This is a genomic window from Microbacterium sp., assembly GCF_035556355.1.
GTDB lineage: Bacteria > Actinomycetota > Actinomycetes > Actinomycetales > Microbacteriaceae > Microbacterium.
In genome coordinates, this window is record NZ_DATMFG010000054.1 from 205,888 (window position 1) to 226,730 (window position 20,843).

Below are 20,843 nucleotides of genomic sequence, written 5' to 3' on the forward strand. Positions count from 1 at the left end.
TAGGGTTGTTCCGTGCCCCTCTCCGAGCCCGAGCGACCCGTCCTGCCGCTGTGGGCCGCCGTCGTCGCATCGGCCGCCGGTGGGCTTCTGCTCGACGTGGCGTTCCCATCGGTGGGATGGTGGCCGATGGCGTTCGCGGCGATCGCGCTCGCGCTCGTGAGTCTCATCGGGCGCACAGCCGGCGGCGCGTTGCTCGCGGGGTTCGTCTTCGGAGTCGCGTTCTATCTCATGAACGTCGACTTCACGGCACGTTGGGTCGGGCCGCTGCCGTGGGTCGCGCTCTCGGTCTTCGAGTCGCTGTTCGTCGCCGCCGGAGCACTGCTCCTGACCCTGGCCTACCGCTGGGTGCCCCGTGTGCTGCCCGCGCGCTGGGCTCGGCTCACGGTGCTCCCGGCGATCGTGGCGGGGCTGTGGACGGCCCGCGAGGAGGTCACGGGCGGCTTCCCGTACGGCGGGTTCCCGTGGGGCAGAGTCGGAACGAGTCAGGTCGGCGGCCCGCTCATCGAGGTCGTCTCGTGGATCGGGACGGCCGGACTGTCGTTCCTCGTCGTCGCGCTCACCGCCGCCGCGATCGAGATCGTCCGCACGGCGTCGTGGCGGGAGCGGGCCACTGCCGTCCGCGAGAGTGCGATCCCGCTCGGGACGGTCGTCGTCGCGCTGGTCGCGCTCGGCATCGTCCCCGCGTGGCAGACGACGCCGGACGGCGACATCCGCGTCGTGAGCGTGCAGGGCAACGGACCTGCAGGCTACTTCGACGTGCGGGAACGGGGCGACATCCTCGTGTCTCAGTTCGATGCGACGGAGCCGCTGTTCGGCGAGCAGGACGTCGACGCCGTGGTGTGGCCCGAGGGCTCGGTCGACCTCGATCCGCGCGACTCGGCGGTCGCGGCATCCGCCCTCAACCGCGTCTCGCGCTCGTTCGACGCGCCGCTCGTCGCGAACATGGTGCGCCTCGAGGGCGACGAGTTCTTCAACACGTCGTTCGTGTGGATCGCGGGCGAGGGTATGACGCAGACGTACGACAAGCGCAATCCCGTGCCCTTCGGCGAGTACGTGCCCGACCGCGCGTTCTATCGCGCGATCGCCCCGGACCTCATCGACATGATCGGCCGGGACTACACACCCGGAGTGAACCCGCCCGTGTTCGACCTCGACCGGTTCCGCGCGGGCCTCGCGATCTGCTTCGACGTCATCTACGACGCGCTCGTGTGGGAGGGCGCCACAGACGGCGCGGACGTGTACTTCTTCCAGACGAACAACGCCGACTTCCGCGGCACCGACGAGAATCTGCAGCAGCTCGCCGTCGCGCGCCTGCGCGCGATCGAGACGGGCCGCTCGGTCGTCAACATCTCGACGGTCGGCACGAGCCAGGTGATCGCTCCCGACGGTACGACGGTGGACTCGCTGCCGGCGGATGAGCCGGGGGCGATGCTCACCGACGTCGAGCTGCGGACGGGGCTCACGCCCGCCGTCGTCGCCGGCGTTTGGGTCAAAGCCGTCGTCGGGTGGGGGAGCGTGGCCACCCTCGCCGTCATCGCGGGGCTCGTCGCCGCCCGCCTGCGTGCGAACGCGAAAACGCCGGCCCCCGAAGGGACCGGCGTCTCTGAGCCGATGTGACCGCGTCAGGCGGTCATGCGGTCGGCTGACTCCTTGGTGACGTCCTCGCCGGCGCCGCGACGCGCGCGGATGTAGGCGAGACGCTCCTCCAGGAGCTCCTCGAGCTCCGGGATGGTGCGACGCTCCAGCAGCATGTCCCAGTGGGTGCGCGGAGCCTTGTCGTCACTGTGGTCGACCGACGCGGTCTTGTCGCCGATGCGCAGAAGAGCCTCGGCGCCGCACGTGCGGCACTCCCAGGTCGGGGGCACCTCGGCGTCGGCTGCGAAAGTAAGGGTCGTGTCACGTCCACACGACGTACACGAGTACGTGTGCTGTGCGCGCTCATGAAAGACGACGCCCTCTTCGCTCTGTAAGCTCTGGGCGCCGATCCGGATGCCGCGCAGGCTGCGGTCTGCCATTGTGTGGTCCTCTCGTCGCTATAGAGGTATAACGAAGCGACCTGTGCGGATACTCCAAACGGAGGCCTCGAGGGCGGCTTTCACAGCGCGCGAGCGGGCCTTTCACAGTGGACGCACAGGCGCGCGATCCACCCGATCAGGACAGCGCGTCGAGGGCGATGTCGGCGCGGTCCGTGACGATCCCGTCGACCCCCATCGCGACGAGCCTGCGCATGTCGGCCGGGTCGTTCACGGTCCACACGTGCACCTCGAGGCCGTGCCTGTGCGCGGCCGCCACGAGACGGGGAGTGACGACCCGCAGTGCGCCTCGCCGCTCCGGCACCTGGAGCGCGTCGACGCCCGCCAGGACGCGCCTCACGAGCCGCTCGGAGCGCACCGCGAGGGCCGACAGGAGGCGCACGACCGTCTCGGTGCCGGGAGAGGTGGCGGGACGGATGCCGCCGCTTTCCTCCGCCGTGCGCAGCGCCTCGCGCCGCCGCGCGTCCGAGAAGCTCGTCACGAGCACGCGGTCGCCGTGCTTCGCCACGAGGCGGCCTACCGGGGTCGCGGCATCCGCCGCCTTCACATCGAGGTTGAACCGCAGAGTCGGGAACGCCTCGAGCGCCTGCTCGAGCGTGATGAGTCCGCCGCGCGACTCCATGAGCCCCTCGAGCTCGCGCGTCGTCACCTGGGCGACGGTGCGCGGATCCCCCGTCACGCGGACGAGGCTCTCGTCGTGGAAGAGCACGACGGTGCCGTCGGCGGTGAGGTGGCAGTCTGACTCGACGTACGTCACGCCCGCGGCGTGCGCGGCGGCGACGGCCGCGAAGGAGTTCTCGACGACGCCGTCACGCGCGTCGGAGGGCACGACGAGACCCCGGTGGGCGAGCACTCGCGGCGCGTCGGTGGCGGTGAACCACGGATGCCGCGCCCCTGGTTCCGGCCGCTCAGGCGCCGGCATCCGCCTCTCGGTTCGTCTCGTTCGCGTCGCCTGCGGCGTCACCCGACGACGGGGCGGGCGGAACAGGAGGCAGCGGCGGCACGGGCGGGATGTCCATCTCCGGCGCGGGCGGGGTCGCCGGTTCGGGCGGGGTGACGTGTCGCTCATCGGGCAGCCTGCCGCTCACGTCGGCGCGCGCTTCGCTCGCGATCTCGTCGGCCTCCGAGGCCGCTTCGTGCGCGGCCGCGACCGCCTCTTCTGCCGTCGAGTGCGCCGCGGTGAAGGACGACCGACGAGGTGTGGAAGAGCCGGCGGCACCGCCACCGCCGCTTCCCGCGGCCCGACCGGCGAACGCCTGCCCGATGCCGTTGAGGGCCTCGGTGAACTCGCTCGGGATGATCCACAGCTTGCTCGAGGGGCTCTCGGCGATCTTGGGCAGCGTCTGCAGGTACTGGTACGCGAGCAGCTTGTCATCGGGGTCGCCGACGTGGATCGCGTTGAACACCGTCTCGATGGCCTCGGCCTCGCCCTGGGCGCGCAGCACCGCTGCCTGCTTGTCGCCCTCGGCGCGCAGGATCTCGGCCTGGCGCATACCCTCGGCCTCGAGGATCGCCGACTGCTTGGTTCCCTCGGCGGTGAGGATCGCGGCGCGACGGTCTCGCTCGGCGCGCATCTGCTTCTCCATCGAGTCCTGGATCGACAGGGGCGGGTCGATCGCCTTGAGCTCGACACGGGACACGCGCAAGCCCCACTTGCCGGTCGCCTCGTCGAGCACGACGCGAAGCTGGCCGTTGATCTCGTCACGGCTCGTGAGCGCCTCTTCGAGGTTCAGGCCGCCGACGACGTTGCGGAGCGTGGTGGTCGTGAGCTGCTCGACCGCGCTCAGGTAGTTCGCGATCTCGTACGTCGCGGCGCGGGCGTCGGTGACCTGGAAGTACACGACGGTGTCGATCGAGACGACCAGGTTGTCTTCGGTGATGACCGGCTGCGGCGGGAACGAGACGACCTGCTCGCGCATGTCGACGAGCGGGCGGAGCCGGTCGATGAACGGCACGAGGAGGTTCAGGCCGGGTTGCAGCGTGCGCTGATAGCGGCCGAGACGCTCGACGATGCCGGCGTACGCCTGGGGGATGATCCGGATCGATCGGAAGATCACCACGACGACGAAGATCGCCAGGACGATCAGCAGGACGATGATGAAGATCTGGCCGATGAAGGCGCCGGGATCGACGGTGTTCATGTGGGGAGCCCTTCGTCGGGTGCAGGGGGAGAGGGCGGAGGGGACGAATCGGCGGCGGGCGTGACCTCGACGATCGCTCCGCGGACCGCTGCCACGACGACACGATCGCCCACATCCAGCGGCGCGGATTCGTGGCCGGGTGCGAGCAGCGCGGTCCACGTCTCGCCGTTGTCGAGGCGCACCGACCCGTTGCCGTCGACGAACCGCACGGTCACGCGGGCGCCGAGGCCCGGGAGCGCGTCGACGTTCGTCTTGACCAGTTCGGAGCTGCGGCGCAGCGTGCGCAGCAGGAGCGGCCGGATCGTGAAGAGGAGCAGGACGGAGAGCGTCGCGGCGACCGCGATCTGCAGCCACCACGGGCCGCCGACCAGCCAGACGCCGAGGCCCCCGATGAGTGCACCGGCGGCGAGCATGAGGAACGTGAACTCGAGCGTGAGCAACTCGATGATGATGAACAACAGCGCCAGGACGAGCCATGCGATCCACGTGTACTGCGTGAGATCCGGCAGCATCGCCCCTCCCGTCCGGTCGGCCTGTTTGAACACTAACACCGGCGGTGAGCGGAACGCCGCTTGATAGGGTCGAGACCGCCCGGCGCGGTGTGCCGCGGCATCCGATTCCCCAGGAGTGCCCCATGTCACAGCCTCTGGCCCCCGATTCGCTGCGCGGCAAGACCGCCCTCGTCACCGGGTCGTCGCGCGGCATCGGCGCCGACACCGCGCGCTATCTCGCGCAGGCCGGCGCGGACGTCGTCATCAACTACCGCAACAAGGCGCCTCGCGCCGAGAAGCTCGCGAACGAGCTCCGCGAGCTCGGCGTGCAGGTGCTCGTCGTGGGCGCCGACCTGACCGACGAGCACTCGGTCGCGGCGATGTTCGCCGAGGTGGAGAGCGCGTTCGGCGGACTCGACATCCTCGTGCTCAATGCGTCCGGCGGCATGGAGTCGGGCATGGGCGAGGACTATGCGCTGCGGCTCAACCGCGACGCTCAGCTCGGCGTGCTCGACGCGGCGCTGCCGCTCATGCGCGACGGCTCCCGAGTGGTGTTCGTCACGAGTCACCAGGCGCACTTCATCCGCACGACGCCGACGATGCCGGAGTACGAGCCGGTGGCGCTGTCCAAGCGCGCGGGTGAGGACGCCTTGCGCGAGCGCATCCCCGAGCTCGCGGAGCGCGGCATCGGATTCGTGGTCGTGTCGGGCGACATGATCGAGGGCACGATCACCGCGACCCTGCTCGAGCGCGCGAACCCGGGCGCGATCGCGTCGCGCCGCGAGTCGGCCGGGCGCCTCTACAACGTGTCCGAGTTCGCGGCCGAGGTCGCGCAGGCAGCCGTCGACCCGATCCCCGACGACAACACCCGCCTCGTGGGCGACATCAGCTCGTTCGCGGGGGAGTGACATGCGCGCCGAAGACATCGAAGCCCTCATCGCGGTCGGGCGGCCCACGATCGCGCGGGACGGATCGTTCGCGGTGTTCGCGATGTCCCGTCCCGACATCGCCGCCAACAGCAACGTCGGCCAGTTGTGGCGCGTCGACCTCCCCGACGGAACTCCTCGCCGCCTGACGCGCGGCAAAGCCGACGGCTCGCCCCGCCTGTCTCCCGACGGCGCACGCATCGCGTTCACCAGGCTCGACGCCAAGGGCAGGCCGCAGCTGTTCGTCGTGGATGCGACAGGCGGCGAGCCGGTTCAGGCGACGGACGCCCCGCTGGGCGTGGGCGACTTCGACTGGTCACCCGACGGCACCGTCCTCGGCTTCACGGCCCGCGTGCCCGAGAAGGGCCGCTACGGCACCGTGGAAGGGCTTGACCCCAACGCCGAATCGCCCCGCCGCATCACCGGCGTCCGGTGGCACGCGAACGGCCTCGGGTACATCGCCGACCGCCCCGCGCACGTGTTCGTCGTGGCCGCACCGCAGACCGACTCCGAGCCCTTCTACGAGCCTGCGCCCGCGGTGATCGCCGAGGGAGACGAACCGCCGAAGAAGAGGATCGTCGCCCACGAGGCGACCCAACTGACGCACGGTGACCGCTCGCACTCGGGCATCGCCTTCTCCGGCGACGAGATCCTCACGACCGTCGACGAGATCGAGCGCGAGCGTCGCGACCTCCGCTCGCCGCTCATCGCGGTGCGCACCGACGGCTCGGGGGAGCGCGAGCTCATCGGCCGCGACGCGAATCTCGGAATCGGCGGTGTGGCGGTCGCCGACGACGGCACGATCGCGTTCCTCGGCGACGACGTCGGGCCCGAGGGCGTGGACTTCGTCGCGCCGATCACGTCGCTGTGGGTGCTCGAGGCCGACGGTCCGCGACGCGTGACGGATGCCGAGACCGTCGACCTCGGTGAGGTCGGCAGCCACATCACGCCACTCGGCGAAGACTTCCTCGTGCAGGACCGAACGCGCGGCCGTGTGCGCCTGCTCCGCGTCACCCGCGCCGGCGCCGTGACCGAGGTGCTCGGCGGAGACGTCGAGGTGGGCGGGCACGACGCCGCGGGCGACCGCATCGTCGCCGCCGCCGCGACGCCGGATTCGTACGGCGAGCTCTTCCTCATCGACGGCGGCGCCGCGCCTCGCGTGCTCACCGCGTTCGGCGCGCGTGCCGCCGCGGCGGGGATCGTCGCCCCGACCGAGCTCTCGGTCGACGCACGAGACGGCTACCCGGTGCACGGATGGGTCGCCAAGCCTGAGGGCGAAGGACCGTTCCCCGTCATCCTCCAGATCCACGGCGGCCCGTACGCCTCTTACGGCGTGCACCTCTTCGACGAGACGCAGGTGCTCGTCGACGCCGGCTACGCGGTCGTGTACTGCAACCCGCGCGGCTCGGCCGGCTACGGGCGAGAGCACGGGCGGAGCATCCGTCAGGCCATGGGGACCGTCGACTTCACCGACGTCATCGACTTCCTCGACGGCGCGGTCGCAGCCGACTCCGCGCTCGACGGCGACCGCCTCGGCGTGATGGGCGGCTCGTACGGCGGATACCTCACGGCATGGGTCATCGCACACGACCACCGGTTCGCCGGAGCCATCGTGGAGCGCGGGTTCCTCGACCCGACTTCGTTCCAGGGAACGAGCGACATCGGCTCGTTCTTCGGGGACGAGTACGTCGGCACCGACCCCGACGCGATCGCGCGGCAGAGCCCCCTCGCGGTCGTCGATCAGGTGCGCACCCCGACGCTCGTCATGCACTCCGAGCTCGACTTCCGGTGCCCGCTCGAGCAGGCGACCCGGTACTACAGCGCGCTCGTGCGCAACGGCGTTGACGCGGAGCTGCTCGTCTTCCCCGGCGAGAATCACGAGCTGTCGCGGTCCGGCCAGCCGCGCCACCGCATCGAGCGCTTCGCGGCGATCCTCGACTGGTGGGCGCGCAGGCTGCCCGTCAAGACGCCCTCCTGACAGATCACGCGAAGAGCCCCCGGAACCGCGGTTCCGGGGGCTCTCGTCGTACGAGGTCAGGCGTTCTTGCCGAAGCGGAACGCGCGGATGATGTTGAGCAGACCGAGCACGATCAGCGCGATGCCCAGGATCAGCCACAGCACCGCGGCGCCCCACGCCGGCGAGAACAGCAGGATGATGCCGGCGATGATGCTGAGGATCGCGAAGAAGATCGTCCAGGCCTTCGAGGCTGCGTCACCGAGCGTCGACAGCGCCACGATGCCCTCGACGATCCACATGATTCCGACGAGGATCCCGAGGAAGACCGCCAGCCACGCCGTCGTCGCACCGAGGTTGAACAGCGCCACGATGCCCGCGATGATGAACAGCACTCCGAGCATGATGTGCCCGATGCGCGCCCAGCCGCCCTTGTGCTTCGAGAAGATGCCGAGGCCCGCGTACACGAGCCCCGCCGCGATCGCGTAGATCGCGATGATCGCGGTCACGACCATCGCCGTCTTCGCCGGCCACACGAGGATGAGGATGCCGACGATGACGGCGAGCACGCCGCCGACGCCGAGAGCGGTGCGGATGCCGTTGACTGCCGTCCTGTCGGCTGCGGATGCGGTGGACATACAACGACCTCTTTTCTGGGAATTCCCTGAGAAGGTTGACCCGATCAGACTAGACCCGCGGCCGGGGGAGCGGGCAAGCGATGTCGCGTGTGTCGCGGCATCCGCAATGTGTCGCAATAACCCCTCGCGCGCACGTTCCCGGGGGCAGTACCGTGTGCCTGCAGGCACTCGAGCACGGAGGTGCGCATGGCGGTGTTCTCTCGAGGATTCGGCGCGCGACGGCGTGAGAGCGATGAGCGGCTGCCGCCCGGGCAGTATCTGACCGAGGACTTCCCGGTGCTGTCGGCGGGCCCGACGCCGCGCGTGGAGCCGGCCGAGTGGCGCTTCACGATACGGAACGAGAACGGCGACGCGACGTCGTGGACATGGGACGAGTTCATGGCGCTCCCGATCGAAGAGATCACGACCGACATCCACTGCGTGACGCGTTGGTCGAAGCTCGGCACCCACTGGCGCGGTGTATCGATCGACACGCTCTTCGAAGGCGTCGAGACGGATGCCGGGTACGCGATGGCCCATTCGTACGGCGGCTACACGACGAACGTGCCGATGGAGGACCTCCTCGACGGCAAGTCGTGGGTCGTGTTCGAGTTCGAGGGCGAGCCGCTCGATCCCGAGCACGGCGGCCCCGCACGGCTCATCGTGCCGCACCTGTACTTCTGGAAGAGCGCCAAGTGGGTGCGGGGCCTCACGCTCATGGATGAGGACGCCCCCGGGTTCTGGGAGCAGAACGGCTACAACATGCACGGCGATCCGTGGACGGAGGAGCGGTACTGGTGATCGTCGGCGACTGGCGTCCGGCCACGGTGTCCGAGGTCGCCGACGTCACCCCGACCGCGCGCGTGCTGCGCATCACGGTGCCCGGGTGGCCCGGCAGCGAGCCCGGACAGCACGTCGACGTGCGCCTCACGGCGGAGGACGGCTACCAGGCGGTGCGCTCGTACTCGCTCGGCTCCTACGGGGGCGGCGACACGATCGAGCTCGCGGTCGACGAGGTTCCCGACGGCGAGGTGTCGCCTTACCTCGTGCGAGACGTGCAGCCGGGCGACATGCTCGAGGTCAAAGGGCCGCTCGGCGGGTACTTCGTGTGGCGGCCCGGGGGAGTGAACCCCGTGCAGCTCATCGCGGGCGGGTCGGGGATCGTGCCGCTGGCCGCGATGGCGAAGGCGAGGGCGGATGCAGGCACCGGTCCGCCGTTCCGGCTGCTGTACTCCGTGCGCCGGCCGGAATCCGCGATATATCGCGATGAGCTCGAGCGGCTGGCAGGCGACGGGGGAGTGAACCTCACGTGGGTCTACACGCGCGGCGGACCCCCGGGATGGACAGGCCGCGTCGGGCGCATCGACGACGAGGTCATCGCGTCGACCGTGTGGCCCGTGGATCAGATGCCGGACGTCTTCGTGTGCGGGCCGACGTCGTTCGTCGAGCAGGTCGCCGACGCGCTCGTGCGGCTCGGGCATCCGCCCGCGAAGATCCGGACCGAGCGCTTCGGAGGTGCATGATGCGGGCCGAGAACGCGAGATCGGTCGTCGACGGCAACGCGATCGCCGGGCTGCTGGCCGAGCTCTTTACGCAGGATATGACGATGATGACGGGAACCTGCGGCGGATGCGGCGCTCAGGCGCCGTTCGCGCACAACGTCGTCGAGCTCGATGAGACGGCCGCGATCGTGCGGTGCCGCTCCTGCACGCACACGCTGTTCACCGTGCTGCGCGACGGGGAGACACTGCGGCTACGGATCGGCTCGCTCGTCGCGCTCGAGGCGCCGTGAGCGGCGCATCCGCTGGATTCCGTCGGCGGTTCGTGACACCATCGCCAACGTGACGAGCGACCCCGAGGCACTCCGGCGACTGCATGAGATCGCACTGCTGCGGCGTGTGCGCGACCGCATCGACCGCGAGTTCTCGCAGCCCCTCGATGTCGAGGCGCTTGCGCGCGGCGTGAACATGTCGGCCGGTCACCTGAGCCGCCGATTCCGCGCGACGTACGGCGAGTCGCCCTACTCGTACCTCATGACCCGACGCATCGAGCGTGCGATGGCGCTCCTGCGGCGCGGCGACCTCAGCGTGACCGAGGTGTGCTTCACGGTCGGGTGCTCGTCGCTCGGCACCTTCAGCACGCGCTTCACCGAACTCGTCGGCATGTCGCCGAGCGCGTACCGGCGGTGGGCCGCGGAGTCGCTCGACGGCGAGCTGCCCTCCTGTCACGCGAAGCAGGTCGTCAGGCCGATCAGGAATCGAGAAGCACGCGGGGTGCCCGCCGGTTAGCGTGGCGGCATGGACATCAAGATTCAGTACGCGTTCCTGCCCCACACCGACGCAGACGCCGCCCTCGCGTTCTACCGCGACGCGCTGGGCTTCGAGGTGCGCAAGGACGTCGGCTACGAAGGCATGCGCTGGATCACCGTCGGACCGGTCGGGCAGCCCGAGACGTCGATCGTGCTGCATCCGCCGGCCGTCGACCCGGGCATAACAGAGGCCGAGCGTCAGACGATCCTCGAGCTCATCGCGAAGGGCAGCTACGCATCGGTGACGCTCTCGACCGACGACCTCGACGGGCTGTTCGAGACGCTGCAGGCGTCAGGCGCCGACGTATTGCAGGAGCCCACCGACCAACCGTACGGCGTGCGCGACTGCGCGTTCCGCGACCCCGCAGGAAACATCCTCCGCATCGACCAGCGAGTCTGACCGGCCCGCCTCACCAGCCCGCCTCGGTGTCGGCCGGGGTCGATAGGCTCGACCCCGCGCCGACGAGCTCAATGGATGGAGACCGATGACCAGCGCCCCCGCGTCCGCCGCACCCCTCGCCGACAGCCACGAGCTGATCCGCGTGCGCGGTGCCCGCGAGAACAACCTCAAGAACGTCGACGTCGATCTGCCCAAGAGAAGACTGGCCGTCTTCACCGGCGTGTCGGGGTCGGGCAAGAGCTCGCTCGTGTTCGACACGATCGCCGCCGAGTCCCGGCGCCTCATCGACGAGACCTACAGTGCGTTCGTACAGGGCTTCATGCCCTCGGTCCCGCGCCCCGACGTCGATGTGCTCGAGGGCCTCACGACGGCGATCATCGTCGACCAGGAGCGGCTGGGAGCCAACCCGCGGTCGACGGTCGGCACGGTGACCGACGCGAACGCGATGCTGCGCATCCTGTTCAGCAAGCTGGGGGAGCCGTACATCGGCGGGCCGACGGCGTTCTCGTTCAACATCCCGACGCAGAAGGCGAGCGGCGTGATGGTCGGACCGAACGGCGAGAAGAAGATCGTGAAGGAGGCGATCTATCTCGGCGGCATGTGCCCGCGCTGCGAGGGCCGCGGATCGGTGTCCGACATCGACCTCTCGCAGGTGATCGACGAGTCGAAGTCGCTCAACGAGGGCGCGATCATGGTGCCGGGTTACACGCCCGACGGCTGGATGGTGAAGGGCTTCTCCGAGTCGGGCTTCTATCCGGCTGACAAGCCGATCAAGGACTTCACCGAGAAGCAGCGCCACCTCTTCCTCTACGGCGAGGTCACGAAGGTCAAGATCCAGGGGATCAACATGACCTACGAGGGCCTCATCCCGAAGATCACGAAGTCGATGCTCTCGAAGGACCTCGACGCACTGCAGCCGCACATCCGCGCGTTCGTCGAGCGCGTCGCGACGTTCACGAAATGCCCCGAGTGCGACGGGACGCGCCTCACAGAGGGGGCGCGGTCGTCGAAGATCGACGGCGTCAGCATCGCCGACGCGTGCCGGATGCAGGTGACCGACCTCGCCGAGTGGGTGAAGGGCCTCGACCGCCCGGAGGCGGGGCCGCTCCTCGACGCACTGCGCGCGAACCTCGAGGCGTTCGTGACGCTCGGACTCGGCTATCTCAGCCTGGAGCGTCCGTCGGGAACGCTGTCCGGAGGAGAGGCGCAGCGCATCAAGATGCTGCGGCACCTCGGATCGTCGCTCACCGATGTCACCTACGTCTTCGACGAGCCGACGGTCGGGCTGCATCCGCACGACATCCAGCGAATGAACGAGCTGCTGCTCCGCCTGCGCGACAAGGGCAACACCGTGCTCGTCGTCGAGCACAAGCCCGAGATGATCGCGATCGCCGACCACGTGGTGGATCTCGGTCCGGGCGCGGGTGCCGCCGGGGGAGAGATCTGCTACGAAGGCACCGTCGAGGGGCTCCGTGCGAGCGGCACGCTCACCGGGCGCCACCTCGACGACAGGGCGTCGCTCAAGCCCGAGGTGCGCGCACCCAAGGGCAGCATCGAGATCAGGGGCGCGAACGACAACAACCTGCAGAACGTCGACGTCGACATCCCGCTCGGCGTGCTGACGGTCGTGACGGGCGTCGCCGGTTCGGGCAAGAGCTCGCTCATCCACGGTTCGGTCTCCAAGCGCGAGGGCGTCGTCGCGATCGACCAGAGCGCGATCCGCGGCTCGCGTCGCAGCAACCCGGCGACGTACACGGGCATGCTCGAGCCGATCCGCAAAGCGTTCGCCAAGGCCAACGGCGTCAAGCCTGCGCTGTTCAGCGCGAACTCCGAAGGAGCGTGCCCGACGTGCAAGGGCGCGGGGATCATCGTCACCGAGCTGGGCTTCATGGACACCGTCGAGACGCCGTGCGAGGACTGCGGCGGCAAGCGGTTCCAGGCGGCGGTGCTGGACTACAAGCTCGGCGGGAAAGACATCACCCAGGTGCTGGATCTGCCTGTGAGCGAAGCGCGGCGGTTCTTCGCCGAAGGCGAGGCGAAGATCCCTGCCGCCGTCGCGATCCTCAGCCGCCTCGAGGACGCGGGTCTCGGATACCTGACCCTCGGTCAGCCGCTGTCGACGCTGTCGGGCGGTGAGCGCCAGCGCATCAAGCTCGCGATCCAGATGGGCGAGTCGGGTGACGTGTACGTGCTCGACGAACCAACGACGGGTCTGCACCTCGCCGACGTCGAGAACATGCTCGCGCTGCTCGATCGGCTGGTGGACTCGGGCAAGTCCGTCATCGTGATCGAGCACCACCAGGCGGTCATGGCGCACGCCGATTGGATCATCGACCTCGGGCCCGGCGCGGGTCATGACGGAGGACGCATCGTGTTCGAGGGAACGCCCGCCGAGCTCGTGAAGGCCAAGTCGACACTCACGGGCAAGCACCTGGCGGAGTACGTGAGCGCTTGAGCGTCGCTGATCCGGATGCGCCTGCGCCGCGGCGCATCCTGCTGTACGGCGCCACAGGATCGGGAAAGACGACCGCTGCACAGCGGATCGCAGAGCGCCTCGGTGTACCGGTGATCCTCGCAGACGAGATCGGATGGCTTCCGAATTGGATGCAACGTCCGCCGGAGGAGCAGATCGAACTGATCGAGCACGCCATCGCGGGCGGTGAGTGGGTTCTCGACAGTGCGTACAGCGCGTGGCAGCACGTCGTGCTCCCGCACGTCGATCTGATCGTCGCACTCGACTATCCGCGCTGGTTCTCGCTCCAGCGCCTCGTACGGCGAACCGTCCGGCGTGTTGTCTCGCGTGAGGAGCTGTTCGCCGGCAATCGGGAGTCCTGGCGCTTGATGCTGTCGCGCGACTCGATCATCGTGTGGCATTTCCGGTCATGGCGCGACAAACGACAGACGATGCGCGCATGGGCCGCCGATCCGGATGCGCCACCGGTGTTGCTCGTCCGGCGCGCTCGTGACATGGAGAAGTGGATCGCTTCGCTGTGACGGTGTTCTGGAGCGTCGAGACCGGGGGTTTCCGGCAGAGCGGCTGAATCAACCCTTCGCCGATAATGCACATTATGTCAGTTCACTTCTAATGCATCCCTGGTTCCTCGATCGGGCGGTCCTCCCCTGGCGGTCGAAGAGGTCGCGGCGCTTAGGATCGCCCCATGAGCGACGACGTCCGGAACATCGACGAGGCACTGTCCCGCATCACCGCCTACTGGCAGCCCCACCGCCTCACGAGCATCAACGACTACGACGTGAAGGTCGTCAAGCTGCACGGAGAGTTCGTGTGGCACGACCACCCCGAAACGGATGAGCTCTTCATGGTTCTGAGCGGCGAGCTCACCATCCAACTGCGCGATCGCGATGTCGTGCTCGGCCCGAACGACGTCTTCGTGGTTCCCCGCGGCGTCGAGCACTGTCCGAAGGCCGACAACGAGGTTCACGCGCTGCTGTTCGAGCCCCAAGGCACCGTGAACACAGGTTCAGCGGGCGGCGAGATGACCTCTCCCCTGCGCGAACTGACCTGACGGCTTCCGCTGGATCGTCGGCGATCTTCAGATCGACACGCCGGCCCGCAGAGGTTCTCACACGTGCGAGAAGGCAGCTCCCTCGTCGGAAGCTGCCTTCTCCTGCGGCCGCACGCGGCCGGCAGTCTGTGGTCGACCGGGCGCTTACACGTACGGGTCGTCGTCGGTGGTCGCCGTGCTCTGGCGTGTGACCCGCTCGTTCGCGGCGGGATCGACAGCGGTGCGCGTGACCGTGTCGGAACGCCGGCGACGCATGAGGAGCACCAGCCCCACAATGAAGACGACGAGTCCGGCACCCATAAGGATGTAGCCGATCAGATCGATGTTCACCCACTCCGTCTCGACGTTGACGGCGAACGTGAGGATGGCGCCGATGGCGAACAGCGCGATTCCGGCTCCGATGCTCATGCGAGTTCCTTTCCGGGGTCCGGGGTCACCCCTCCCCTGCTGTGGGCCGCTTCGGCCCGCAATCCACGATTCCGGGTCGCCGTCAAACGACCCAAGGGGTTGACAAATCCCGGATGCCTCGGATTCCGGTATCGCTCGGTGTTCGGAACTCCCCGGACGCGGGGCTCCCATGGACGTGAATAGGGTGTGAGAAGACCTGGAAGGAGACCGCGTGCCCACCACTCCCCTCTCCGTCTCAGAGGAGGTGCGCGATGCGATCGACCGCGGCGCGCCTGTGCTCGCCCTCGAGTCGACGATCTTCACTCACGGGCTGCCGCGTCCGCGCAACATCGAGGTCGCTCGCGACGCGGAGCAGCTCGTGCGGTCGCTCGGTGTCGTGCCGGCCACGATCGGCGTCATCGAAGGTCGCCCGACGGTGGGCCTCTCCCCCGACGAGATCGAGCGGCTCGCGACCGCAGAAGGTGTCGTCAAGGCGAGCCTGCGAGACCTCCCACTTGCGATGGCCAAGGGGCTGAGCGCCGGCACGACGGTCGCCGCGACCGCATTTCTGGCTGATCGCACCGGAATTCGAGTGTTCTCGACGGGCGGGCTCGGCGGCGTGCACCGCGGTGCGCAGCAGACGTTCGACGAGTCGGCCGACCTGCCGACGCTCGCCGCACTCCCCCTCGTGCTTGTGAGCGCCGGCGTGAAGTCGATCCTCGACATTCCGCTCACGCTCGAGCGACTCGAGACTCTGAGCCTCGCGGTGGTCGGCTACCGCACGACCGACTATCCCGGCTTCTACATCTCGGATTCCGGGTATGACCTGGACTTCTCCGTCGACTCCCCCGAAGAGATCGCGCGCGTCGTCGACGCGCGCGACGGTCTCGGCATCCGTTCCGCCCTCCTCGTGGCGAACCCTGTCGGGGCAGAGCGGGAACTTCCGCGCGAGCTGCACGACGACGTGCTCGCGCGTGCGCTCGACGAAGCGCACCGGCTCGGCGTGACCGGTCACGACACGACGCCGTTCCTGTTGGACTTCCTGCAGCGTGAGACGGGCGGGCGCAGCCTCGACGTCAATGTGGACGTCTACCGCGGCAACGTCGCGCTCGGCGCGCGCATCGCGGCCGCCCTCGCCACCAGTCCCCTCTCCCCCGCCGTCTGATGCTGCTCACGATCGGCGACCTCATCGACGATGTGCTCGTCCGCCGCGCCGGGGGCCTCGAACGCGGCACCGACAACGCCGCCACGATCCGGCACGCGCGCGGAGGAAGCGCCGCGAACGTCGCCGCCGCGGCGGCGGCATCCGTCGCCACTCGATTCATCGGATGCGTCGGCGACGACCCCGCAGGTGACGCGCTCGTCCGCCGGCTCGAGCGGGCCGGGGTCGATGTCCGGGTGCAGCGGGGCGAGCGCACCGGCACGATCGTGATCCTCGTCGATGATGAGGGCGAGCGCACGATGATCACCGATCGAGGCGCCGCGGCCGAACTGGGTGCGATCGATCCGTCGTGGCTCGACGGCGTCGACTGGGTGCACGCGCCGCTCTACGGATTCTCGAGGGAGCCGTCGCGCTCCGCGATCGTCGAGGCGATCGAGCGGATGCCGCGACCTCCCGCCCGCGTGAGCCTCGACCTCTCGAGCATCGCCACGATGCGCGACCTCGGCGCCGGAAGGCTGCAGACGCTCATCGCGAGGCTCCGGCCCGACGTGGTCTTCGCGAACCGCGACGAAGCGCGGTGCGCGGGCGACCTCGGCATCGATCTCTCGTCCGTCGAGGCGTACATCGTCAAGCGCGGAGGCGCGCCGGTCGTCGTCTCGGCGCGCGGCGACGAGGTGCACGTCCCGGTCGAGCCGGTGGAGGGCCTCATCGACTCCACCGGTGCGGGCGACGCGTTCGCCGCCGGCTACATCGCGGCCGCGATGAGCGGGACGGATGCCGCAGACGCCGCCCGCGCCGGAGCAGACCTCGCCCGGCGCGCTCTCACCGAGCTCGGGGCGCTCTAGGTCGACGATCGGAGCGATGTCGGCGGCCGCCGCTACCGTGTCGGCATGCCTCGCGTGGTCTACTACACCGCAACGACTCTGAACGGTTTCCTCGCCGACGACAACCACTCCCTCGACTGGCTCTTCGCCGTTCCGGGCGGCGAGGGCGGCGACGCCGACTTCATGGAGTTCCTCGACGGCATCGGCGTCCTCGTGCAGGGTTCGTCCACCTACGAGTGGGTGCTCGAGCACGAAGACCTCATCGCGCACCCCGAGAAGTGGCCGAAGTACTACGGCGCTCGGCCCACGTATGTGTTCACGAGCCGCAGCCTGCCCAGCGTGCCCGGTGCCGACATCCGGTTCGTCTCGGGCGACGTGAACGAGCCGTGGCCCGAGATCCGCGAAGCGGCAGGCGACCGCGACGTGTGGATCGTCGGCGGTGGCGATCTTGCGGGCCAGTTCGCAGACGCGGGGCTCCTCGACGAGATCCGGGTCTCCGTCGCACCCGCGACGCTCGTGTCGGGCAAGCCGCTGCTCCCTCGCAACCTGGGTTCCGACCGCGTGACGCTGCAGGCTGTGCGCCAGATGGGTCAGTTCGCCGAACTCACCTTCTCGGTCTCGAGCTGACGCCGCCCCGGCGGATCAGCATGGCAGCAGCACGCCGGCACCCACAAGCAGTCCGACGAGGATGTGGAGGGCGAACGACACGCTCCACGGGGCACCCGTCGCGCCGAACAGGCGTGCAGCCCAGTGGCGCGGCGGTTCGCTCATGACGGGGTCGCTTCGTGCGGTGTCGGTTCGATCGTCACCCAGTCCGGGTACTTCGGCTCGCGTCCGTCGCCGGACGATGTTCCCGTGAGCCTGCGTCGCACCCACGGCCCGACATGTGTGCGATAGTACGCGGCGCCACGCGCCGCGGCGGGCGGCAGTTCGGGAAGCGACCACCACTCCTGCGGAGGGTCCATCCCGAGGGCATCGAGCACACGCGCCGCGACGCGGTGGTGCCCGCGCACGTTCATGTGCAGCCGATCCTCCGACCAGTAACCGGACGACGAAAGCTCACGGTCGGGCCAGTTGAGTGCTCGCACCACATCCGGACGATCGCTCACGCGCGCGACGACCGCCGCCGAGAGCAGGTCTCCGCGGCGCTGGATCAGTCGACTCATCGGCAGCTGCGCGGACGGGTTCGCCCCCGACAGAAGGATGAGCTTCACGCCCTCGTCGTCGCAGCGCTTGAGCACGAGGCTGAACGCGTCCGCGACGCTCGCGATGGAGGTGCGCGGGCGCAGCATGTCGTTGCCGCCGCCGTTGAACGACAAGTGGGTCGGCTGGAGCGCGAGGGCCGGCTCGAGCTGCTCCTCGACGATCTGCCACACGAGCTTGCCGCGGATGGCCAGGTTCGCGTACTCGATCGGCTCGCCCGTGGCATCCGCCCACCCCTGCGCGACGAGGTCGGCCCACCCTCTCACGCGCCCGTCGGGAAGCTCGTCGCCGACTCCTTCAGTGAACGAATCGCCGATGGCGACATATCGAACGGATGCCACGGCCTCAGCCTACGGCCGCTCAGCGGTCGTCGAGGGACCGCCCGCGCCGGTCGATGAGACCCCAGGCGCCGCTGGCCGCGGCCACGAAGAACAGCGCGAAGACGATGAACAGCACCGGCGCCCCGCCGAGCGCGAGCAGCGGCGGAACCGTGAGCGGCGCCACGATCGATGCCACACGGCCGACACCGGCGGCCCATCCCGAGCCCGTCGCACGCAAAGACGTCGGATACATCTCGGGCGTGACGGCGTAGAGCGCGCCCCACGCCCCGAGGTTGAAGAACGACAGCGCCATCCCCGCCGCGAGCACCGACCACTCCGCGCCGGCGGTGCCGAAGAGGATCGCGGAGACGGCGGACCCGGCGAGGAAGACCGAGAGCGTGAGCCGCCTCCCCCACACCTCGATGAGCCACGCGGCGGCGGCGTACCCCGGAAGCTGTGCGAGCGTGATGACGAGCGTGAACCCGAACGAGCGCACCAGGTCGTAGCCCTGCGCGACGAGGATCGACGGGATCCAGATGAACGCGCCGTAATACGAGAAGTTCACGCAGAACCACACGAGCCACAGGCACGCGGTCCGGACGCGGAACTCCGCCGACCAGAGCGCGGCGAGCCGCTCGCGGGCGGTCTGTGCAGCCGGCGGCAGCTCGATCGGGCCGGTCGTCAGCCGACGTGCCGATTCGGCCGTCACCGACGATGACTCCTCGAACCCCCGGATGACGGCCTCAGCCTGTTCGTGGCGCCCGCGCCGCTCGAGCCACCGCGGCGACTCCGGCAGCCCCCACCGCACGATGAGCGCGTATGCCGCGGGGATCGCGCCGAGCGCGAACGCCCAGCGCCAACCGGCATCGGATGCGGGGATCACGAGGAACCCGATGAGCGCCGCTGCCGTCCACCCGACGGCCCAGAACGCCTCGAGGATCACGATGAGCCGGCCGCGCATGCGCGCCGGCGCGAACTCGCTCACGTACGTCGAGGCGACCGGCAGCTCCGCCCCGAGCCCGAGTCCGACGAAGAAGCGCAGGATGAGCAGCAGCATGATCCCGCCCACGAGGGCGCTCGCTCCAGTCGCGACGCCGTACACGAGCAGCGTCAGCGCGAACACCTGGCGGCGGCCGAAGCGATCGGCGAGCAGCCCGCCGAGTGCTGCGCCGACCGCCATGCCGACGAAGCCCATCGACGCGATCCACGCCGTATCTTCGGGTGCGAGGCTCCATTCCTGCGCGAGCGCGGCGAGGATGAACGAGATGAGCCCGACGTCCATGGCGTCGAGTGCCCACCCGATCCCGGAGCCGGTCAGCACACGCAGGTGCGCACGCGTGAACGGAAGGCGATCCAGCCTCTGCGACAGCGACGCGGTCGTGGCGGGCGTGGGTGGCGTCGGGACCGACATGACTGAATCGTAGAGCCGTGCGACCGCCTGCGGCGCGCTATGCGAGCATTTCGCGCACCATGGGGACGACGCGCGTTCCGTACAGCTCGATCGAACGCATGAGCTTCTCGTGACTGAGCGTGCCGTTGGAGTACTTCAGGTCGAAGCGTGCGATCCCGAGGGTGCGGATCGTGTCTGCGATCTTGCGCGCGACGGTCTCGGGCGACCCGACGTACAGCGCACCCTCGGGCCCCACGTCGTGCTGGAAGCGCAGGCGGTTGTACGTGGGCCAGCCGCGCTCCTTCCCGATCGTGTTGTACATGCCCTCGAACGACGGATACGCCTCGTCCCACGCCTGCTGGTCCGTGTCGGCGATGTGACCCGGCGAATGGACCGCGACGGGCAGCGGGGCGTGCCCGAACGACGCCACCGAGCGGTGGAACAGGTCGACGAACGGACGGAACCGCTCCGCCGGTCCCCCGATGATCGCGAGCGTCAGCCCGAATCCGTAGCGCGCCGCCCGCACGACCGACTCGGGCGAGCCCCCGACGCCCACCCACACCTTGAGGCCGTGCTCGGTCTTCGGGTAGACGTCGGCATCGGTGAGCGCCGCGCGCGTGCGACCCTGCCACGTGACGGGCTTCTCCGTGACGAGCTGCGAGAACAGGTCGAGCTTCTCCTCGAACAGGATCTCGTAGTCGGCGAGGTCGTAGCCGAACAGCGGGAACGACTCGATGAACGAGCCACGCCCGAGCGTCACCTCCGCGCGCCCATTCGACACGGCATCGAGCGTGGCGAAGCGTTCGTACACGCGCACGGGATCGTCGGACGACAACACTGTCACGGCCGTGCCGAGACGGATGCCGCGCGTGCGGCCCGCGGCCGCGGCGAGCACGATCTCGGGGCTCGAGACGGCGAACTCCCGGCGGTGATGCTCCCCCACCCCGAACGAGGCGATCCCGACCTCGTCGGCGAGCACCGCCTCGTCGACGATGTTGCGGATCACCTGTGCGTACGTCAGACGGTTCCCCTCTGCGTCGACGGTCACATCGCCGAAGGTGTCGAGTCCGAAGGCGATCTCGTCAGGTGTGGATGCGGTGTCGGGCTGGTCGGTCATGAGCGCGGTCTCCTTTGCATTCACGCGCATGCAACGTGCGATTCGG

The 20,843-nt window shown here is 69.2% G+C and carries 24 protein-coding genes; 14 read left to right on the top strand and 10 right to left on the bottom strand.

Going from position 1 to position 20,843, the window contains the following annotated elements; genetic code table 11:
* Positions 1–12: 12 nt before the first annotated feature.
* Complete coding sequence (gene lnt / locus VNR19_RS15515; RefSeq protein ID WP_325728172.1) at positions 13–1,617, top strand: apolipoprotein N-acyltransferase; 1,605 nt, start codon at positions 13–15, stop codon at positions 1,615–1,617.
* 5 nt (positions 1,618–1,622) lie between these two features.
* On the opposite strand, the gene VNR19_RS15520 is transcribed toward lnt, so the two are convergent.
* The 4 genes from VNR19_RS15520 to VNR19_RS15535 form a co-directional block, all read right to left on the bottom strand.
* Complete coding sequence (locus VNR19_RS15520; RefSeq protein ID WP_325031624.1) at positions 1,623–2,015, bottom strand: RNA polymerase-binding protein RbpA; 393 nt, start codon at positions 2,013–2,015, stop codon at positions 1,623–1,625.
* Positions 2,016–2,151: 136 nt separating this feature from the next.
* A complete protein-coding gene (locus VNR19_RS15525; protein WP_325728173.1) occupies positions 2,152–2,955 on the bottom strand; it encodes a glycerophosphodiester phosphodiesterase family protein in 804 nt (267 codons plus the stop codon).
* Positions 2,942–4,174 (bottom strand): SPFH domain-containing protein, encoded by a 1,233-nt coding sequence (locus VNR19_RS15530; protein WP_325728174.1) that lies wholly within the window; start codon positions 4,172–4,174, stop codon positions 2,942–2,944. Before VNR19_RS15530 ends, VNR19_RS15525 begins: the two co-directional genes overlap by 14 nt.
* Complete coding sequence (locus VNR19_RS15535; protein WP_325728175.1) at positions 4,171–4,686, bottom strand: NfeD family protein; 516 nt, start codon at positions 4,684–4,686, stop codon at positions 4,171–4,173. Before VNR19_RS15535 ends, VNR19_RS15530 begins: the two co-directional genes overlap by 4 nt.
* Positions 4,687–4,808: 122 nt before the next feature.
* Between VNR19_RS15535 and VNR19_RS15540 the strand changes: the two genes are divergently transcribed.
* On the top strand, positions 4,809–5,573 hold the full coding sequence (locus tag VNR19_RS15540; RefSeq protein ID WP_325728176.1) for an SDR family oxidoreductase: 765 nt from the start codon (positions 4,809–4,811) through the stop codon (positions 5,571–5,573).
* 1 nt (position 5,574) lies between these two features.
* Positions 5,575–7,569 (top strand): S9 family peptidase, encoded by a 1,995-nt coding sequence (locus VNR19_RS15545; protein ID WP_325728177.1) that lies wholly within the window; start codon positions 5,575–5,577, stop codon positions 7,567–7,569.
* 56 nt (positions 7,570–7,625) lie between these two features.
* On the opposite strand, the gene VNR19_RS15550 is transcribed toward VNR19_RS15545, so the two are convergent.
* Entirely contained in the window at positions 7,626–8,183 is a 558-nt protein-coding gene (locus tag VNR19_RS15550; protein ID WP_325728178.1) for an HdeD family acid-resistance protein, read from the bottom strand.
* A gap of 186 nt (positions 8,184–8,369) precedes the next feature.
* On the opposite strand from VNR19_RS15550, the gene VNR19_RS15555 reads away from it, so the two are divergent.
* From VNR19_RS15555 to VNR19_RS15590, 8 genes are all read left to right on the top strand, one after another.
* Complete coding sequence (locus VNR19_RS15555) at positions 8,370–8,963, top strand: sulfite oxidase-like oxidoreductase (protein ID WP_325728179.1); 594 nt, start codon at positions 8,370–8,372, stop codon at positions 8,961–8,963.
* Positions 8,960–9,685, top strand: a complete 726-nt coding sequence (locus VNR19_RS15560) for a ferredoxin reductase (RefSeq protein ID WP_325728180.1) — start codon at positions 8,960–8,962, stop codon at positions 9,683–9,685. Before VNR19_RS15555 ends, VNR19_RS15560 begins: the two co-directional genes overlap by 4 nt.
* Positions 9,682–9,954, top strand: coding sequence for a DUF6510 family protein (locus VNR19_RS15565; RefSeq protein ID WP_325728181.1), 273 nt, complete (start codon positions 9,682–9,684; stop codon positions 9,952–9,954). Before VNR19_RS15560 ends, VNR19_RS15565 begins: the two co-directional genes overlap by 4 nt.
* 49 nt (positions 9,955–10,003) lie before the next feature.
* A complete protein-coding gene (locus VNR19_RS15570) occupies positions 10,004–10,450 on the top strand; it encodes a helix-turn-helix transcriptional regulator (protein ID WP_325728182.1) in 447 nt (148 codons plus the stop codon).
* 9 nt (positions 10,451–10,459) lie between these two features.
* Entirely contained in the window at positions 10,460–10,870 is a 411-nt protein-coding gene (locus VNR19_RS15575) for a VOC family protein (RefSeq protein WP_325728183.1), read from the top strand.
* An 85-nt stretch (positions 10,871–10,955) separates the two neighbouring features.
* Positions 10,956–13,325 (top strand): excinuclease ABC subunit UvrA, encoded by a 2,370-nt coding sequence (locus tag VNR19_RS15580; protein WP_325728184.1) that lies wholly within the window; start codon positions 10,956–10,958, stop codon positions 13,323–13,325.
* Positions 13,322–13,864 carry an isopentenyl transferase family protein gene (locus tag VNR19_RS15585; protein WP_325728185.1) on the top strand — a complete coding sequence of 181 codons (543 nt, stop codon included), beginning with the start codon at positions 13,322–13,324 and terminating at the stop codon, positions 13,862–13,864. The genes VNR19_RS15580 and VNR19_RS15585 overlap by 4 nt, the downstream gene beginning before the upstream one ends.
* A gap of 164 nt (positions 13,865–14,028) precedes the next feature.
* A complete protein-coding gene (locus tag VNR19_RS15590) occupies positions 14,029–14,394 on the top strand; it encodes a cupin domain-containing protein (RefSeq protein WP_325728186.1) in 366 nt (121 codons plus the stop codon).
* Positions 14,395–14,538: 144 nt separating this feature from the next.
* Here the strand turns inward: VNR19_RS15590 and VNR19_RS15595 are convergent, their stop codons facing one another.
* Positions 14,539–14,802 carry a DUF6458 family protein gene (locus VNR19_RS15595; RefSeq protein WP_325728187.1) on the bottom strand — a complete coding sequence of 88 codons (264 nt, stop codon included), beginning with the start codon at positions 14,800–14,802 and terminating at the stop codon, positions 14,539–14,541.
* Positions 14,803–15,013: 211 nt separating this feature from the next.
* Here VNR19_RS15595 and VNR19_RS15600 point away from each other — a divergent pair, with 211 nt between their 5' ends.
* The 3 genes from VNR19_RS15600 to VNR19_RS15610 are packed head-to-tail and all read left to right on the top strand — an operon-like array spanning position 15,014 to position 17,394.
* Positions 15,014–15,946 (top strand): pseudouridine-5'-phosphate glycosidase, encoded by a 933-nt coding sequence (locus VNR19_RS15600; protein WP_325728188.1) that lies wholly within the window; start codon positions 15,014–15,016, stop codon positions 15,944–15,946.
* Positions 15,946–16,788 (top strand): carbohydrate kinase family protein, encoded by an 843-nt coding sequence (locus VNR19_RS15605; RefSeq protein ID WP_325728189.1) that lies wholly within the window; start codon positions 15,946–15,948, stop codon positions 16,786–16,788. Before VNR19_RS15600 ends, VNR19_RS15605 begins: the two co-directional genes overlap by 1 nt.
* Positions 16,789–16,833: 45 nt before the next feature.
* Positions 16,834–17,394 (top strand): dihydrofolate reductase family protein, encoded by a 561-nt coding sequence (locus VNR19_RS15610; RefSeq protein ID WP_325728190.1) that lies wholly within the window; start codon positions 16,834–16,836, stop codon positions 17,392–17,394.
* 15 nt (positions 17,395–17,409) lie between these two features.
* Here VNR19_RS15610 and VNR19_RS15615 read toward each other — a convergent pair whose 3' ends face one another.
* Genes VNR19_RS15615 through VNR19_RS15630 form a run of 4 tightly spaced genes read right to left on the bottom strand, consistent with a single transcriptional unit; the run spans position 17,410 to position 20,797 of the window.
* Positions 17,410–17,538 carry a hypothetical protein gene (locus VNR19_RS15615; RefSeq protein WP_325728191.1) on the bottom strand — a complete coding sequence of 43 codons (129 nt, stop codon included), beginning with the start codon at positions 17,536–17,538 and terminating at the stop codon, positions 17,410–17,412.
* The gene (locus tag VNR19_RS15620) at positions 17,535–18,311 is read right to left on the bottom strand and encodes an SGNH/GDSL hydrolase family protein (protein ID WP_325728192.1); all 777 of its coding nucleotides are present in this window, start codon (positions 18,309–18,311) and stop codon (positions 17,535–17,537) included. Before VNR19_RS15620 ends, VNR19_RS15615 begins: the two co-directional genes overlap by 4 nt.
* A gap of 19 nt (positions 18,312–18,330) precedes the next feature.
* A complete protein-coding gene (locus tag VNR19_RS15625; protein ID WP_325728193.1) occupies positions 18,331–19,701 on the bottom strand; it encodes an MFS transporter in 1,371 nt (456 codons plus the stop codon).
* Positions 19,702–19,738: 37 nt separating this feature from the next.
* Positions 19,739–20,797, bottom strand: coding sequence for an LLM class flavin-dependent oxidoreductase (locus VNR19_RS15630; RefSeq protein WP_325728194.1), 1,059 nt, complete (start codon positions 20,795–20,797; stop codon positions 19,739–19,741).
* Between the last annotated feature and the right edge of the window lie 46 nt (positions 20,798–20,843).

What these genes read in the sequence shown, in the direction of transcription:
- VNR19_RS15520 (WP_325031624.1), bottom strand. Translation starts at nt 2,015, where the DNA reads ATGGCAGACCGCAGCCTGCGCGGCATCCGGATCGGCGCCCAGAGCTTA.
- VNR19_RS15525 (WP_325728173.1), bottom strand. Translation starts at nt 2,955, where the DNA reads ATGCCGGCGCCTGAGCGGCCGGAACCAGGGGCGCGGCATCCGTGGTTC.
- VNR19_RS15530 (WP_325728174.1), bottom strand. Translation starts at nt 4,174, where the DNA reads ATGAACACCGTCGATCCCGGCGCCTTCATCGGCCAGATCTTCATCATC.
- VNR19_RS15535 (WP_325728175.1), bottom strand. Translation starts at nt 4,686, where the DNA reads ATGCTGCCGGATCTCACGCAGTACACGTGGATCGCATGGCTCGTCCTG.
- VNR19_RS15540 (WP_325728176.1), top strand. Translation starts at nt 4,809, where the DNA reads ATGTCACAGCCTCTGGCCCCCGATTCGCTGCGCGGCAAGACCGCCCTC.
- VNR19_RS15545 (WP_325728177.1), top strand. Translation starts at nt 5,575, where the DNA reads ATGCGCGCCGAAGACATCGAAGCCCTCATCGCGGTCGGGCGGCCCACG.
- VNR19_RS15550 (WP_325728178.1), bottom strand. Translation starts at nt 8,183, where the DNA reads ATGTCCACCGCATCCGCAGCCGACAGGACGGCAGTCAACGGCATCCGC.
- VNR19_RS15555 (WP_325728179.1), top strand. Translation starts at nt 8,370, where the DNA reads ATGGCGGTGTTCTCTCGAGGATTCGGCGCGCGACGGCGTGAGAGCGAT.
- VNR19_RS15565 (WP_325728181.1), top strand. Translation starts at nt 9,682, where the DNA reads ATGATGCGGGCCGAGAACGCGAGATCGGTCGTCGACGGCAACGCGATC.
- VNR19_RS15575 (WP_325728183.1), top strand. Translation starts at nt 10,460, where the DNA reads ATGGACATCAAGATTCAGTACGCGTTCCTGCCCCACACCGACGCAGAC.
- VNR19_RS15580 (WP_325728184.1), top strand. Translation starts at nt 10,956, where the DNA reads ATGACCAGCGCCCCCGCGTCCGCCGCACCCCTCGCCGACAGCCACGAG.
- VNR19_RS15590 (WP_325728186.1), top strand. Translation starts at nt 14,029, where the DNA reads ATGAGCGACGACGTCCGGAACATCGACGAGGCACTGTCCCGCATCACC.
- VNR19_RS15595 (WP_325728187.1), bottom strand. Translation starts at nt 14,802, where the DNA reads ATGAGCATCGGAGCCGGAATCGCGCTGTTCGCCATCGGCGCCATCCTC.
- VNR19_RS15605 (WP_325728189.1), top strand. Translation starts at nt 15,946, where the DNA reads ATGCTGCTCACGATCGGCGACCTCATCGACGATGTGCTCGTCCGCCGC.
- VNR19_RS15610 (WP_325728190.1), top strand. Translation starts at nt 16,834, where the DNA reads ATGCCTCGCGTGGTCTACTACACCGCAACGACTCTGAACGGTTTCCTC.
- VNR19_RS15615 (WP_325728191.1), bottom strand. Translation starts at nt 17,538, where the DNA reads ATGAGCGAACCGCCGCGCCACTGGGCTGCACGCCTGTTCGGCGCGACG.
- VNR19_RS15625 (WP_325728193.1), bottom strand. Translation starts at nt 19,701, where the DNA reads ATGTCGGTCCCGACGCCACCCACGCCCGCCACGACCGCGTCGCTGTCG.
- VNR19_RS15630 (WP_325728194.1), bottom strand. Translation starts at nt 20,797, where the DNA reads ATGACCGACCAGCCCGACACCGCATCCACACCTGACGAGATCGCCTTC.